This window comes from Longimicrobiales bacterium (assembly GCA_035764935.1).
Lineage (GTDB): Bacteria > Gemmatimonadota > Gemmatimonadetes > Longimicrobiales > RSA9 > DASTYK01.
Genome location: DASTYK010000181.1, coordinates 1 through 13,997, shown reverse-complemented (window position 1 = coordinate 13,997; position 13,997 = coordinate 1). Strand labels below are relative to the sequence as shown.

Genomic DNA, 13,997 nt, shown 5'->3' with positions numbered 1-13,997 from the left:
CTCCGTGTCACGCCGCCTCTGCGTTTCATGGCTGGGCAGCGTCCCGTACGCGAGCGGCCTCGAGCTCCAGCAGGAGCTCGTCGTGCAGCGCCGGGCAAACGGGATCGATGATACGCTCCTGCTGCTCGAGCATCCGCACGTCATCACCCTCGGAACATCGAGTCACGCGTCCAACGTGCTGCTCGACGAAGCACAGCGCGCGGCCGGTGCCATCGAGCTGTTCGAGACGGGCCGTGGCGGAGACGTCACGTATCACGGTCCCGGCCAGCTCGTCGGCTATCCCATCCTCGACCTCAAGCCTGACCGCTGCGACCTGCACCGCTACGTTCGCGACATCGAAGAAGCCATCATCCGCTCACTGCGTACCTGGGACATCGCCGCAGGACGCATCGCCGGCCTCACCGGTGTCTGGGTCGGCGACGAGAAGATCTGCGCGATCGGTGTCCGCGTTTCCAGTGGCTGGATCACCTCGCACGGCTTCGCCCTCAACGTCACCACCGACCTCTCCTACTTCGGCGCCATCGTTCCCTGCGGCATTGCCGACCGCGGCGTGACTTCGCTCGCGCGGATCCTGGGTGCAGAGACGCCCGCCATGTCGGGCGTGTGTGATGCGGTCGCGACGCAGTTCGCGCACGTGTTCCAACGTGAGATGGTTGTTACGGCGCAGCGCGAGGACGAGCGCTGGCGCTAGCGGTGAGGGGGCATCGCGCGTCAATGGCTGACGCCTCGCCCCAGCGCTCGCGCTCGCCCTAGTCGTAAATGCGTTTGCTGCACAAAGATACGAACGAACCCCGAAAGACTTGTGAACCCTCGCCGGGCGTGGTTATCGTGGATTTGCGCCTGACGGAATGCGGTCGCAACCGTTTCAGGCGAGCTCGTCGGGAAGCCGACGGGCAGTCCGTGAGGGAGGGTTCGGCCCCGAGCGGACCGGCTGCGAGGTCGCTGGACGCAGCCAGTACTCCGCGGGACCCGCGGAGCTCCTGAGTCGCAGACCGCGCGACGAGGGAAAGGGAGGCAGGCCAGTCGCAGTCACGTGCGACACCGAACCAAGTGCGGCTTCCCGCCAGCGGAAAAAAGGCCCCCGGAGCGTACCGTGAAAGACGCTCCGGGGGCTTTTTGCGTGTGCGTCACACGTGCGTGGCCAGCCTCATGCTCAGCCCTGCGGCGCCGCGTGCTCGAAGAAATCGAAGTATTTCTGACGCTTGCTGCGCTGCTCCTCCAGCCACTCCTCGAAGCGGGACGGAACGAGGCCGTCGGAGCTGCTCTGCTCCCTGGCGGCGCGGATCGCGAGCACGTTGGCGTATTCGTTCTGTGGATGGCCGGCGTGACCGCGCACCCACTCCCACTCGATCGTGTGCGGGCGCGCGACGCGGTCGAGCTGCTGCCACAGCTCGAGGTTCTCGATGGGACCGGCCTTGCGCGTCCAGTTGCGTCGCTTCCAGCCGTGCACCCATTCGCGCATGCCGCGCACCAGGTACTGGGAATCGGAGGTGAACGTGACATGCCAGGGACGCCGGAGTGACTCCAGGCCGGCAATTGCGCTGCGCAGCGCCATCCGGTTGTTGGTGGTGCCGGGCTCGCTCAACCAGTAGTCTCGCCGCTCCCAGCGCTCACCCGTCCAGAACTCGACGAGACCGGCGGCCCCACCGGGGTTGTCGCGGTCGACGAACTGGTTTCCGAGGCACGATTCGTCGGCGTAGATGAAGACGGTCTGCATGCGGAAAGGTAGTGACGACCGCACGATTGTCCATTCACGCGCTCGATGGTGCCTGAAGCGGCTCCGCGTCTTGCCGGAGGTCGGCGTTGTGCGGTAACTTCTCGCGAATTCAAGCTTTGCGACATCCGCGAGAGATCCTTGCGCACACCTGGATACCTGCTGCTGGAAGACGGGCGCCGCTTCGACGGTGACCTGATGGGCGCCCAGACGACATCGCTCGGCGAAGCGGTGTTCAACACATCGATGACGGGCTACCAGGAAGTACTCACCGACCCGTCGTACGCCGGGCAGATCGTCACGATGACCTACCCGCTCATCGGCAATTACGGTGTGAACCAGGAGGACGAGGAGTCGCGCGCCGTCCAGGTCGCCGGCTTCATCGTGCGCGAGGTGGCGGAGGCCTGGAGCAACTGGCGCGGCACCCGCTCACTCGATGATTACCTGGGCGCCGCCGGCGTCGTGGGTCTCACCGGCGTCGACACACGGGCGCTCACCATCCACCTGCGCAGCGCCGGTGCGATGCGCGCCGGCATTGCGCCGGCCAGCGTGGATGAGTCGGACCTGCGCGAAAAGATCCTCGCGCACCCGCGCATGGAAGGACTCGATCTCACCTGCGGCGTGTCTACGCCCGAGCCCTACGAGATTGCCGCACAGGGTCCCGAGCGGTTTCACGTCCTCGCCTACGACCTCGGTGTGAAGCGGAACTCGCTGGAGCTGCTTGCGGACCGCGGCGCGCGCGTCACGACCCTGCCGTCGGGAACGCCCCCGGAAGCCGTGCTCGAGATGGAGCCGGACGGCTTCTTCGTCTCCAACGGGCCAGGGGACCCGGACGCCGTCGGCCAGGCGCTGGACACCATCCGCCGGCTTGCCGAGCGGGGTGTCCCGGTGTTCGGCATCTGCCTCGGCCATCAGCTCATCGCCCGCGCCTACGGCGGCCAGACGTACAAGCTGCTGTACGGCCACCGCGCCGGGAATCATCCCGTTCGCCGGCTCAGCGACGGGGCGATCGAGATCACGGCGCAGAACCACGGCTTCGCCGTACGGCGTGAGGGCGACGACGGGGTGCAGGGCGCGCCTGCACTGCGCATGACCCACCTCAACCTCAACGACCAGACGATGGAAGGGCTGGAGCACCGGGAGCTGCCGGTCTTCAGTGTCCAGTACCACCCCGAGGCTGCTCCTGGCCCGCACGATTCGCTGTACCTGTTCGATCAGTTCGCCGAGGCCATGGCGCGTCGGAAGGGGAAGCGGGGGTAGGCCGGTCGCTCCGGTGCGCGCGCAGGACCGTTTGTGGCGCGGATGCCACGTAACCCCTGATGGGGTCTCATCTTCGGCGGTTCCTGCCCGGACACGAAACTCTTGACTCCGGCGCCCGCGCCACATTACTGTAGGTGCTGGAAATCCAAGGAGATACAAGCTTCCAGCGCGGTGGTGCGTGACTCGGCGATCTGCACTGACGGTCCTCGCCTTTTCGATACTTACGCTCATGGTCCTGACTGGCGTCATCCTGGCGATACGGGGTGGCGACGGCCTGCGGCTGGGTGACCGGATCGCGCTGATCGAAATCGACGGTGTGATCGCCGACGACCGGGATCTGCTGGAACAGCTCGAGGAGTATCGCGACGACGCGAGTGTCAAGGGGTTCGTGGTTGCGATCAACTCTCCAGGCGGCGTGGTCGGCCCCTCGCAGAGCATCTACCGCGAGCTGCGGCGCCTGCGTGACGAGGGGAAGCCGGTCATCGCGTCGATCGGCGGTGTCGGAGCGTCGGGGGGCTACCTGGTGGCGCTGGCGGCGGATTCGATCCTGGTTCTGCCCGGCACGATGACGGGGTCGATCGGCGTGATCATGGAGTTGCCGAACGCCGCGGAGCTGATGGACAGAGTGGGGGTGCAGGTGGAGGTGGTGAAGAGCTCCGAGCACAAGGACATCGGCTCGCCGTTCCGCCCGATGGGGGAGGGCGACCGGGCACTGCTCGACACACTGATCCAGGATGTCTACGGGCAGTTCGTGGAAACGGTGATGGAGGAGCGCGGTCTTTCGCGCGGGCAGGTGCTCGCGGTCGCCGACGGCCGGGTGATCTCGGGGCGGCAGGCGGCTGCACTGGGGCTGGTCGACGGGATCGGCAACCTGACGGATGCGGTGGCCATCGCCGGCCGCATGGCCGGGCTCGGTTCTGAGCCGTCGCTGCTGCGCAGGAAAGACGACGCGCCGACGCTGATGGATGTGCTGCTCGCGCGCACGCCGCTCGGCCGGCTGCGCGAGCTCGCCCCGCTGGGTGTCGGCGACGCCACACCCTCTCTCAAGTACGTCGTGCCGTGGTGAACGGCGACGCTGATGCCGGACGGATCGCGGCGGCAGTCCGTACCGGAATGACCACAACGCCCAGGGGAGGGCAGAGATGACGAAAGCCGACCTCGTCGAGCAGGTAGCCGAGGCCATCGGCCCGGGGATCACCAAGAAGGATTGTGCACTGGTGGTGGACGGCCTGCTCAATGCCATCAAGAATGCGATGGCGGACCACGAGCACATCGAGATCCGCGGGTTCGGCACCTTCAAGGTGCGCAAGCGGCGCTCGCGGATGGCGCGCAACCCGCGCACGGGCGATCCCGTGGAGGTGCCGGCGCGGGCGGTGCCGATCTTCAAGCCGTCCAAGGATCTGCGCGTCCAGGTTTCGGAAGGGACGCACGTTCCCGTCTGACCCTGCCAGCCCTGATCCGATGCCCCGCTCGCGAACCACCGTCGCGGCGGGGCATCGGGTTTTTTGCATCCCGGCCGGGAACCAGCCGGTCGCACGGTTTGCATCCCCGGCCGGGAACTTGCCGGTCGCACAGGAGTTCGAGACTGCTGCAGCGTTGCCACTCGGGCGCCTGCACGTCTACACTCCGGATCCGATGCGCGTACGCCTCCTTCTCTTCGCCCTCTACCGCGAGCTGGCCGGCACCGGCGAGCTGGAGCTCGAGCTGCCTGCCGAGGCCACGGCCGCGGATGCCGTCGACGCGCTCCGGTCACGCGGCAGCGGTTGCTCACGCATCCCGGCGCAGCCGGTCGTTGCTGTGAACCAGGTCTACGCATCGCTGAGCACGCGGCTCTCGGCGGGGGACGAGCTCGCGCTGCTGCCGCCCGTTGCGGGCGGGTGAGCGGCATGTACACGGCGATCACGTCCGACCCGATCTCGTCCGAGAGCGTGCTGCGCCACGTCGGCAGCGACGCGGACGGCGCGGTCTGTCTGTTCATCGGGGTGGTCCGCGACCACAACGAAGGGCGCAGCGTGCGCGGTGTCCACTACAGTGCCTACGAGGGGATGGCGGACAGAGTGCTGGCGGAGATCGGCGCGGAGGCTGCCGCTCGTGCCGGCAGCGACCGTGTCGCCGTGGTGCACCGCACGGGCGAGCTGCGCGTGGGCGAGGCGAGTGTTGCGATTGCGGTGTCATCGCCGCACCGGGAGCAGGCGTTCGACGCGTGCCGCTACGTGATCGAGCAGATCAAGCAGCGACTGCCGGTGTGGAAGCAGGAGCGCTACGTCGGTGGTGACGAAGCGTGGCTGGAAGGTGCAGTGCCGGAGGTGGCGCATGACTGACGCCCGCGCACTGCCGGTCGTCGATGCAGAGCAGGGGGCTGCGATGCGTGACGGCTTCGGCCGGCGCATCGAGTACCTGCGGATCTCCGTGACCGACAAGTGCAACCTGCGCTGCGTCTACTGCATGCCGCTGGAGGGGCTGGCCTGGCTCGGTCGCTCGGAGATCCTCAGCTACGAGGAGATCGCACAGATCGTGGGCGAGATGGCCGCGATGGGGCTGCGTCGTGTGCGCCTGACCGGTGGCGAGCCGCTCGTGCGCCGCGACCTGCACACGCTGGCGCGCCAGATTGCTGCGACGCCCGGCATCCAGGATCTCTCCCTGTCGACCAACGGCGTGCTGCTCGAGGAGCAGGCGCTCGCACTGCGCGATGCGGGCGTGCGTCGCATCAACGTCTCGCTGGACTCGTTGCGCCCCGAGCGCGTGGATGCGATCGCCCGCCGGCCCGGCGCACACGGGCGCATCTTCGCCGGGCTCGCTGCCGCCGAGCGTGCCGGGTACGAGCCGATCAAGGTGAACGTCGTCGTGATGCGCGGACGCAATGACGACGAGATCGAGGACTTCGCGCGCATCACGCTCGAACGGCCGTGGCACATCCGCTTCATCGAGGTGATGCCGGTCGGCGCGAACCTGGATGTCTCGGAGCGCGAGTACATCCCCGCGTGGGAGATGCTGGATCGCGTGCGGCGCATTGGCGCCCTCGATCCCGTGGCAGGACCCGATGGCAGCGGACCAGCCACGTACTTCCGCTTTGCCGGTGCGCCCGGAACGGTCGGCGTGATCACGCCGATGAGTCACAACTACTGCGATCGCTGCAACCGCATGCGCCTCACCGCGAACGGACGGCTGCGCCCGTGCCTGTTCGGCGACATCGAGACGGATCTTCGCGACCCGCTCCGTCGCGGCGAACCGCTGCGCCCCCTCATCGAGCATACCCTCGCCATCAAACCCGAGCGCCACTGGCTGGTGCAGGGGAGCGCCGCCGGCTCCGGCGGGCTCCAGGCACTCTCGCAGGTCGGCGGCTGATCCCCGTTTGACCACGGCATGACACCTTCCTAGTTTGCCGCAGTCTGTTCCCGGCGCTTGCCGGTTCACATACATCGGGTTCGGAACATGGTAGACAAGATCACGGTGGTCGGTGCCGGCCACGTCGGCGCGACCGCTGCCCAGGGTGTCGCGCTGAAGGAGCTGGCGCGTCAGGTGGTCCTGATCGACATCCTCGAGGGGGTGCCGCAGGGCAAGGGGCTGGACCAGTGGGAGTCGGCGCCGATCGAGGGCTTCGACACGCGTGTCATCGGCACCAACAATTACGCGGACACGGCCGGCTCGCAGATCGTCATCGTGACGGCGGGCATCGCGCGCAAGCCGGGCATGAGCCGCGACGACCTGCTCAACACGAACGCGAAGATCGTCCGCGAGGTGAGCGAGAACATCAAGCGTCACTCGCCCGACGCGATCGTCATCATGATCAGCAATCCGCTGGACGTGATGGCGTACGTGTGCAAGGAGACGACCGGCTTCCCGCGCGAGCGTGTCATCGGCATGGCGGGCGTGCTCGACACCGCGCGCTACCGCTCGTTCATCGCGCTGGAGCTGGACGTCAGCGTCGAGGACATCCAGGCGCTGGTGCTCGGTGGTCACGGGGACACCATGGTCCCGCTCGCGAGCTACACCACGGTGAGCGGCATTCCGCTGACGCAGCTGCTCGCGCAGGATCGGATCGACGCACTGGTCGACCGCGCGCGCAAGGGCGGCGCGGAGATCGTCGGGCTGCTCAAGACGGGCAGCGCGTACTACGCGCCGGCCGCCGCGGCGGTCCAGATGGCCGAAGCGATCGTCAAGGACAAGAAGCGCATCCTGCCGTGCGCTGCGTGGCTCGAGGGCGAGTACGGCATGGAGGGGCTGTTCCTCGGCGTGCCGGTCAAGCTGGGTCGCAACGGCCTCGAGCAGGTGCTGGAGGTGGAGCTGACCGCGGACGAGAAGGCAGCACTGGAGAAGTCGGCGGAGGCCGTTCGCGAAACGATGGCCGCGCTCGGTTGAGCGCGGCGCTGCGGGCATAACGCGGGAGCAAGGATGCGACGCGCACAGTCGCTCTGGGGATCGACGGTCGGGAAGAAGATCACCATGGCGGTATCGGGGACGATCCTGATTCTGTTCGTCCTCTTTCACATGCTCGGCAACCTGAAGGTCTACCAGGGGCCGGAAGCGTTCAACGGATACGCCGAGGGTTTGCGCACCTTCGGCAAGCCGTTCTTCGGAGAGAGCCAGGTTCTCTGGCTGCTCCGCATCGGCCTCATCGTCGCCCTCATAGCCCACCTCGCCGCGGCGTATCTGCTGACCGTGCGCGCGAACCGCGCCCGCAAGGTCGGCTACAGGCAGTGGGACGGCGATCTCGTCTTCAGCTACGCCTCACGTACCATGCGCTGGGGCGGCGTGATCATCCTGCTGTTCGTGATCTACCACCTGATGCATTTCACGTTCGGCAACGCACACCCGGATTTCGTGCACGGCGATGTGTATCGCAACTTCGTCGTGGGATTCCAGAGTGTGCCCGTTTCGGTGGCGTACATCGCAGCCATGATCCCGCTGGGGCTGCACCTGTACCACGGCTTCTGGAGCATGCTGCAGACGCTGGGTGCGAACAACGAGAAGTACAACCACCTGCGACGTCCGATCGCCGCGATTCTCGCGCTGGCGATCGTGCTCGCCAACATCTCGTTTCCGGTCGCCGTACTGACCGGCTTCGTGCGGTAGAGCGATGGAGCTGAACGCAAGGATCCCGAGCGGCCCGATCCAGGACAAGTGGACGAAGCATCGCTTCGACCTGAAGCTCGTCAATCCCGCGAACAAGCGGAAATACGAGATCATCGTGGTCGGAACCGGCCTCGCCGGTGGTGCCGCTGCCGCGACGCTCGCCGAGCTGGGCTACAACGTCCGGAACTTCTGCTTCCAGGACAGCGCACGACGCGCGCACAGCATCGCGGCGCAGGGCGGCATCAATGCCGCCAAGAACTACCAGGGCGACGGCGACAGCATCTACCGGCTGTTCTACGACACGGTGAAGGGCGGTGACTTCCGCGCACGCGAGGCCAATGTTCATCGCCTGGCCGAGATCAGCCTGAACATCATCGACCAGTGCGTGGCACAGGGCGTCCCGTTCGCCCGCGAGTACAGCGGCTATCTCGCCAATCGCAGCTTCGGCGGAGCCCAGGTCTCGCGCACGTTCTACGCGCGCGGTCAGACCGGCCAGCAGCTGCTGCTGGGTGCCTACCAGGCACTCATGCGCCAGGTCGCGGCCGGCAAGGTGAAGATGTACACGCGTCACGAGATGCTCGACCTCGTCGTCATCGACGGCGTGGCCCGCGGCATCGTGACGCGCGACATGCTGACGGGGCGCATCGAGTCGCACGTCGCCGATGCCGTGCTGCTCGGCACCGGCGGCTACTCCAATGTCTTCTACCTGTCGACCAACGCCAAGGGCTCGAACGTCACGGCCGTCTGGCGCGCCTACAAGCGCGGCGCAGGCTTCGCGAACCCGTGCTACACGCAGATCCACCCGACATCCATTCCGCCGTCCGGCGACTACCAGTCGAAGCTCACGCTGATGAGCGAGTCGCTGCGCAACGACGGCCGGATCTGGGTGCCGAAGCAGCAGGGAGACAGGCGGGCGCCGCACGAGATCCCGGACAGCGAGCGCGACTACTACCTCGAGCGCTACTACCCGAGCTTCGGCAACCTCGCCCCGCGCGACATCGCCTCGCGGCGCGCCAAGGAGATGGTGGACGAGGGACGCGGCGTCGGGCCGAGCGGCGTCGGCGTGTACCTGGACTTCCGCGATGCCATCCAGCGCCTGGGCAGGGACGTCATCGCCGATCGCTACGGCAACCTCTTCGAGATGTACCGCAACATCACGGGCGACAACCCGTATGAGGTGCCGATGCGCATCTACCCAGCGCCGCACTACACGATGGGCGGCCTGTGGGTGGACTACAACCTGATGACGACCGTGCCCGGCCTGTTCGCGATCGGCGAGGCGAACTTCTCCGATCACGGCGCGAACCGCCTCGGCGCGTCCGCCCTCATGCAAGGCCTCGCCGATGGCTACTTCATCGTGCCGCTCACGGTCGGTGACTACCTGGCCACGGCAAAGCCGCCGACCGTCGACACGTCGCACGCCGCCTTCCGCGACGCAGAGGCCGAAGTCGCGCGGCGGCAGGATGCGCTGCTGTCGGTGAACGGCAGCCGCAGCGTGTCCGACTTCCACCGCGAGCTCGGCCGGCTGATGTGGGAGTACTGCGGCATGGCCCGCACGGCTGACGGTCTCAAGCTGCTGCTCAACCGGATTCCCGAGCTGCGCGAGGAGTTCTGGCGCGATGTGCGCGTGCCGGGCAGCGGCGCGACGCTCAACCAGTCGCTGGAGAACGCGGGTCGCGTGGCGGACTTCCTCGAGTTCGGCGAGCTGATGGCGCTGGATGCGCTGGAGCGCGACGAGTCGGCGGGCGGCCACTTCCGCGTCGAGCACCAGACGGAGGAAGGCGAGGCGAAGCGCAACGACGAGCGCTTCAGCCACGTGGCGGTCTGGGAGTACCGGGAGGGCGCAGCGCCCATCCGTCACGAGGAGCCGCTCGAGTTCGAGTACGTGCAGCTCGCGCAGCGCAGCTACAAGTGAGTCGCGACGCGCATCCACGAGGAACGCATCCATGAATCTGAAACTGCATGTCTGGCGGCAGGCCGGCCCGGAGGACAAGGGTGGCTTCGTCACCTACCAGGCGGAGGACATCTCCGACCACGCGAGCTTCCTCGAGATGCTCGACGTCGTGAACGAGGGGCTGATCGCGCGAGGTGAGGAGCCGATCGCGTTCGATCATGACTGCCGCGAGGGCATCTGCGGCTCCTGCGGCTTCATGATCAACGGCCAGCCGCACGGCCCGCTGCAGACTACCGTCTGCCAGCTCCACATGCGCACCTTCGAGGACGGCGCCGAGCTCTGGCTCGAGCCCTGGCGCGCGACCGCATTCCCGGTCGTGCGCGACCTCGTCGTCGACCGCGCTGCCTTCGACCGGATCATCGGCGCCGGCGGCTACATCAGCGCGAACACGGGCAGTGCTCCCGAGGCAAACAACATCCCGGTGCCCAAGGAGAATGCCGATCTCGCCATGGACGCCGCCGAGTGCATCGGCTGCGGAGCCTGCGTGGCCGCCTGCCCGAACGCGTCCGCCATGCTCTTCACCGGGGCCAAGGTCTCCCACCTCGGCCTGCTCCCGCAGGGCCAGGCCGAGCGCGACGACCGCGTGCTCGAGATGGTCCTGCAGCACGACGAGGAAGGCTTCGGCCACTGCACCATGCACGGCGCATGTCAGACCGCGTGCCCCAAGGGCATCCGCGTCGACTGGATTGCACGGCTGAACCGGGACTACCGGCAGGCCAAGACGCGTCGGCCGGGAGAGGCGGGACTCGTCGGCGCCTGAACGGCTTCTTGACTGCGGGCTATGGGCGATGGGGGAGGGGAGGCGCCCGCTCGCTGCGCTCGCGGGCTTGGGTGGCGGACACTTCGGGACTGAGATGCGGGCGGTGGGTGGTGGGCGCCCGCCGCCCGATTTCCAGTCCCGGTTTGTCCATTACCCGAGCGAGCGAAGCGAGCGCCTCGCATCCCCCGCCGCCCATAACCCGCAGTCAAGAGGCCGTTCAGGGCTTCGGCAGCGTGACTCCCCTCTGATCCTGATACTTCCCCTTCCGCATCGCATACGTCACTTCCGGCACCTCGTCGCCCTGGAAGAAGAGCAGCTGCGCCAGCCCCTCGCCGCTGTAGATCTTGGCGGGCAGCGGCGTCGTGTTGCTGATCTCCAGGGTCAGGTAGCCGCACCACTCGGGCTCCAGCGGGGTGACGTTCACGATGATGCCGCAGCGGGCGTACGTCGACTTTCCGACGCAGACGACCAGCGTGTCCGACGGGATGCGGAAGTACTCCATGGTCGCGGCCAGCGCGAAGGAGTGCGGCGGGATGATGCAGTGGTCGGCCTTGATGTCGACGAAGCTGCGCGGGTCGAAGTTCTTCGGGTCGACCACCACGCTGTACACGTCCGTGAAGACCTTGTACTCGTCACCCACCCGGATGTCATAACCGAACGAGGAGAGACCGTAGCTGATCGCGCCGTCGCGCACCTGCTGCTCGACGAACGGCTCGATCATGCCGTGCTCGGTGGCCATGCGCCGGATCCAGCGGTCGCTGCGGATGCTCATGAGGTTCGATGCCTTTGCTGCTTGCGGTCGACAGGAGGACGGCAGGGCCGCGGGGCGGCCGGAAACGGGGGCGGAAAGTAGGGCGCAATCCCGCTCTCCGGCAAGCGTTTCGTCGGCTTGACCCCGTGTGAGGCGGCGGGTAGTTTGCGGGACTTCCTACGTGAAGGATTTCACAAGCAGGAGCGTGCCGTGCACGAAAGCTGGATACCGATTCTGATCCTGCTGCTGCTGACCGTCGGGCAGGCGGTCGGTATGGTGGCGCTCTCGCACGTCGTGAACCCGTACCGGCCGACGCCGGTGAAGTCGCAGCCGTACGAGTCGGGCATGCCGCCGCTCGGCGACACGCGCGAGCGTTTCTCCGTGAAGTTCTACCTGGTTGCGATCCTGTTCATCGTCTTCGACCTCGAGACGATCTTCCTGGTCTCGTGGGGTGTCGTGGCACGCGCGCTCGGGTGGGAAGGCTTCATTGCGGCATTCATCTTCATCGTCGTGCTGACGGTGGGGATGATCTATGAGTGGAAGAAAGGAGCGCTCGAGTGGGACTGAGTGGGCGCGAGCTGCCGACCATGCCTGCGGGTGGTGGTCATGCGAGCTTCTTCACGACGCGGCTGGATGCGCTGATCAACTGGTCGCGCCTGAACTCGCTGTGGCCGATGCCATTCGGCACGGCGTGCTGCGCGATCGAGATGATGGCGGCGGCGGCGTCGAAATATGACACGGCGCGCTTCGGCATGGAGCGGCAGGCGTTCTCGCCGCGCCAGGCGGACGTGCTGATCTGCGCGGGCCGGGTGCCGTACAAGATGGCGCCGGTGCTGCGTCGCATCTGGGACCAGATGCCGCAGCCGAAGTGGTGCGTTTCGATGGGCGCCTGTGCGTCGTCGGGTGGCGTGTTCGACGCCTACTCGATGGTGCAGGGGATCGACACGATCATCCCGGTGGACGTGTACGTGCCGGGCTGCCCGCCGCGGCCGGAGGGTCTGATCTACGGCCTGCTGATGATCCAGGAGAAGATCCGGGGCGAATCGGTCACGCGGGCGGACATCCACCGCGCGGAGGATCCGGCAGACACCAGCCGGCCGAACCTGCCGCCGGAGGTGATCGAGGAGGTGACGGTCCCGTTCGGCAACTCGACGCGGCAGAACCGCGTGAGCGGCATGGTGCCGTCGCACGCGCTGCAGCGTCCGCGCGACCGGCTGCCCTGATATGGCGGACAAGGATCTGAACGAGGGGCTGCGCGATCTCGAGAGCGGCCCGCAGGCGTCGGAAGCGGCGGACGAAGGACCGCGTGGTGAGGCGGCGGATGCGGCGTCGCACCCGACTGTCGCGGCGCTGCGCGCGACGTTCGGCGACGCGGTGCTGCACCACACGATCGTGGCGGGCGACGAGCACGTCGTCTACATCGCGCCCGAACGCATCCGTGACGTCCTCGCCTGGCTGAAGGACGAGCCGGCGCAGGACTATGCGTTCCTGATCGACGTGACCGCGGTGGACTACGGCGGCGGCCGGCCGCTCGAGGTGGTCTACCAGATGTGGTCGCTCACGCACAAACGGCAGCTCCGCCTCAAGGCGACGCTGCCGCTTTCCGCGCTGGAGATCGACTCGGCCGTGCCGCTCTACAACTCGGCGAACTGGCTGGAGCGCGAGGTCTACGACCTGTTCGGCATTCACTTCCGCGGGCACCCTGACCTGCGGCGCATCATGATGCCGGAGAACTACGCGGAAGGTCATCCGCTGCGGAAGGACTTTCCGCTGCGCGGCCGCTTCAGCCGGGCGGAGCAGACGCGGCGTGCGATGGAGATGGACGTCGAGGATTACTACATCCCGACGGAGCTCGCGACCGCGGGGATGCGGGAGGCGGCGTCGCAGGAGCCGGCAGCGGGCGAGCAGGAGCCGCCGCCGCCGGGTGGCATGCGCACGCCGAACGATCCGGACAACTGGTCGCTCGGCACGGAAGGCGGCGCAGCGGGTGGTGCGTCGGCGCCGGAAGGAGTGGAGTGATGAGCAGCACGACACCGGGTCGGGGCACGCGCAAGGTCGAGTACCTGGTCACGCGCACGCCGCAGATGGGGGTGGACGGCCGGCCGACGAGTGTGCCCGTGATGCCGCTGGGCGTCGAGCCCGAGATGCACGGCGAGCACATGCTGATCAACATCGGTCCGCAGCATCCGGCGACGCACGGCGTGCTGCGCCTGGTGCTGGAGCTGGATGGTGAGACGGTCGTCCGCTGCATCCCGCACATCGGCTACCTGCACTCCAGCTTCGAGAAGCTGGGTGAGTACCGGGACTGGAACCAGATCGTCCCGCTGACGGACCGCATGGATTACCTGGCGCCGCTGATCTACAACTGCGCCTACGCCATGGCCGTCGAGAAGATGATGGGCGTCGAGGTCACGGAGCGCTGCAAGGTCGTGCGCGTGATGCTCATGGAGATGGACCGCATCTTCAGCCACCTGCTGTGGATCGG

At 67.3% G+C, this 13,997-nt stretch carries 17 protein-coding genes; 15 read left to right on the top strand and 2 right to left on the bottom strand.

From position 1 onward, the window contains the following. Positions 1 to 691: lipoyl(octanoyl) transferase LipB (lipB, locus tag VFU06_15900; protein HEU5210879.1), on the top strand; the 691-nt coding region annotated here is incomplete at its 5' end. Between the two features lie 462 nt (positions 692 to 1,153). Here the strand turns inward: lipB and VFU06_15895 are convergent. Then, positions 1,154 to 1,741, bottom strand: coding sequence for a ribonuclease H (locus tag VFU06_15895; GenBank protein ID HEU5210878.1), 588 nt, complete (start codon positions 1,739 to 1,741; stop codon positions 1,154 to 1,156). A 114-nt stretch (positions 1,742 to 1,855) separates the two neighbouring features. Here VFU06_15895 and carA point away from each other — a divergent pair, with 114 nt between their 5' ends. From carA to VFU06_15845, 10 genes are all read left to right on the top strand, one after another. Next, entirely contained in the window at positions 1,856 to 2,974 is a 1,119-nt protein-coding gene (gene carA / locus VFU06_15890; protein ID HEU5210877.1) for a glutamine-hydrolyzing carbamoyl-phosphate synthase small subunit, read from the top strand. Positions 2,975 to 3,203: 229 nt separating this feature from the next. Next, positions 3,204 to 4,040, top strand: coding sequence for a signal peptide peptidase SppA (gene sppA, locus VFU06_15885; GenBank protein ID HEU5210876.1), 837 nt, complete (start codon positions 3,204 to 3,206; stop codon positions 4,038 to 4,040). A gap of 76 nt (positions 4,041 to 4,116) precedes the next feature. Next, on the top strand, positions 4,117 to 4,416 hold the full coding sequence (locus VFU06_15880) for an HU family DNA-binding protein (GenBank protein ID HEU5210875.1): 300 nt from the start codon (positions 4,117 to 4,119) through the stop codon (positions 4,414 to 4,416). Between the two features lie 193 nt (positions 4,417 to 4,609). Next, positions 4,610 to 4,855, top strand: coding sequence for a MoaD/ThiS family protein (locus VFU06_15875; GenBank protein ID HEU5210874.1), 246 nt, complete (start codon positions 4,610 to 4,612; stop codon positions 4,853 to 4,855). A 5-nt stretch (positions 4,856 to 4,860) separates the two neighbouring features. Further along, positions 4,861 to 5,295, top strand: coding sequence for a molybdenum cofactor biosynthesis protein MoaE (locus VFU06_15870; GenBank protein ID HEU5210873.1), 435 nt, complete (start codon positions 4,861 to 4,863; stop codon positions 5,293 to 5,295). Beyond that, positions 5,288 to 6,319: a GTP 3',8-cyclase MoaA gene (moaA, locus tag VFU06_15865; GenBank protein ID HEU5210872.1), complete on the top strand. Its 1,032-nt coding sequence runs from the start codon at positions 5,288 to 5,290 to the stop codon at positions 6,317 to 6,319. Before VFU06_15870 ends, moaA begins: the two co-directional genes overlap by 8 nt. An 87-nt stretch (positions 6,320 to 6,406) precedes the next feature. Beyond that, positions 6,407 to 7,333: a malate dehydrogenase gene (gene mdh / locus VFU06_15860; GenBank protein ID HEU5210871.1), complete on the top strand. Its 927-nt coding sequence runs from the start codon at positions 6,407 to 6,409 to the stop codon at positions 7,331 to 7,333. A 33-nt stretch (positions 7,334 to 7,366) separates the two neighbouring features. Continuing rightward, complete coding sequence (locus VFU06_15855; GenBank protein ID HEU5210870.1) at positions 7,367 to 8,047, top strand: succinate dehydrogenase cytochrome b subunit; 681 nt, start codon at positions 7,367 to 7,369, stop codon at positions 8,045 to 8,047. Between the two features lie 4 nt (positions 8,048 to 8,051). Next, positions 8,052 to 9,962 (top strand): fumarate reductase/succinate dehydrogenase flavoprotein subunit, encoded by a 1,911-nt coding sequence (locus VFU06_15850; protein ID HEU5210869.1) that lies wholly within the window; start codon positions 8,052 to 8,054, stop codon positions 9,960 to 9,962. 31 nt (positions 9,963 to 9,993) lie between these two features. Then, positions 9,994 to 10,761, top strand: coding sequence for a succinate dehydrogenase/fumarate reductase iron-sulfur subunit (locus VFU06_15845; protein ID HEU5210868.1), 768 nt, complete (start codon positions 9,994 to 9,996; stop codon positions 10,759 to 10,761). 217 nt (positions 10,762 to 10,978) lie between these two features. Here VFU06_15845 and dcd read toward each other — a convergent pair whose 3' ends face one another. Beyond that, positions 10,979 to 11,533, bottom strand: coding sequence for a dCTP deaminase (gene dcd, locus VFU06_15840; GenBank protein HEU5210867.1), 555 nt, complete (start codon positions 11,531 to 11,533; stop codon positions 10,979 to 10,981). Between the two features lie 189 nt (positions 11,534 to 11,722). Here dcd and VFU06_15835 point away from each other — a divergent pair, with 189 nt between their 5' ends. The 4 genes from VFU06_15835 to VFU06_15820 form a co-directional block, all read left to right on the top strand. Further along, entirely contained in the window at positions 11,723 to 12,079 is a 357-nt protein-coding gene (locus VFU06_15835; protein HEU5210866.1) for an NADH-quinone oxidoreductase subunit A, read from the top strand. After that, positions 12,070 to 12,735 (top strand): NADH-quinone oxidoreductase subunit NuoB, encoded by a 666-nt coding sequence (gene nuoB, locus VFU06_15830; GenBank protein HEU5210865.1) that lies wholly within the window; start codon positions 12,070 to 12,072, stop codon positions 12,733 to 12,735. The genes VFU06_15835 and nuoB overlap by 10 nt, the downstream gene beginning before the upstream one ends. A 1-nt stretch (position 12,736) precedes the next feature. Next, entirely contained in the window at positions 12,737 to 13,531 is a 795-nt protein-coding gene (locus VFU06_15825; protein ID HEU5210864.1) for an NADH-quinone oxidoreductase subunit C, read from the top strand. Continuing rightward, on the top strand, positions 13,531 to 13,997 hold a 467-nt coding region (locus tag VFU06_15820; GenBank protein ID HEU5210863.1), incomplete at its 3' end, for a hypothetical protein. The genes VFU06_15825 and VFU06_15820, both read left to right, overlap by 1 nt.

What these genes read in the sequence shown, in the direction of transcription:
- sppA (HEU5210876.1), top strand. Translation starts at nt 3,204, where the DNA reads ATGGTCCTGACTGGCGTCATCCTGGCGATACGGGGTGGCGACGGCCTG.
- VFU06_15880 (HEU5210875.1), top strand. Translation starts at nt 4,117, where the DNA reads ATGACGAAAGCCGACCTCGTCGAGCAGGTAGCCGAGGCCATCGGCCCG.
- VFU06_15875 (HEU5210874.1), top strand. Translation starts at nt 4,610, where the DNA reads ATGCGCGTACGCCTCCTTCTCTTCGCCCTCTACCGCGAGCTGGCCGGC.
- VFU06_15870 (HEU5210873.1), top strand. Translation starts at nt 4,861, where the DNA reads ATGTACACGGCGATCACGTCCGACCCGATCTCGTCCGAGAGCGTGCTG.
- moaA (HEU5210872.1), top strand. Translation starts at nt 5,288, where the DNA reads ATGACTGACGCCCGCGCACTGCCGGTCGTCGATGCAGAGCAGGGGGCT.
- mdh (HEU5210871.1), top strand. Translation starts at nt 6,407, where the DNA reads ATGGTAGACAAGATCACGGTGGTCGGTGCCGGCCACGTCGGCGCGACC.
- VFU06_15855 (HEU5210870.1), top strand. Translation starts at nt 7,367, where the DNA reads ATGCGACGCGCACAGTCGCTCTGGGGATCGACGGTCGGGAAGAAGATC.
- VFU06_15850 (HEU5210869.1), top strand. Translation starts at nt 8,052, where the DNA reads ATGGAGCTGAACGCAAGGATCCCGAGCGGCCCGATCCAGGACAAGTGG.
- VFU06_15845 (HEU5210868.1), top strand. Translation starts at nt 9,994, where the DNA reads ATGAATCTGAAACTGCATGTCTGGCGGCAGGCCGGCCCGGAGGACAAG.
- dcd (HEU5210867.1), bottom strand. Translation starts at nt 11,533, where the DNA reads ATGAGCATCCGCAGCGACCGCTGGATCCGGCGCATGGCCACCGAGCAC.
- VFU06_15825 (HEU5210864.1), top strand. Translation starts at nt 12,737, where the DNA reads ATGGCGGACAAGGATCTGAACGAGGGGCTGCGCGATCTCGAGAGCGGC.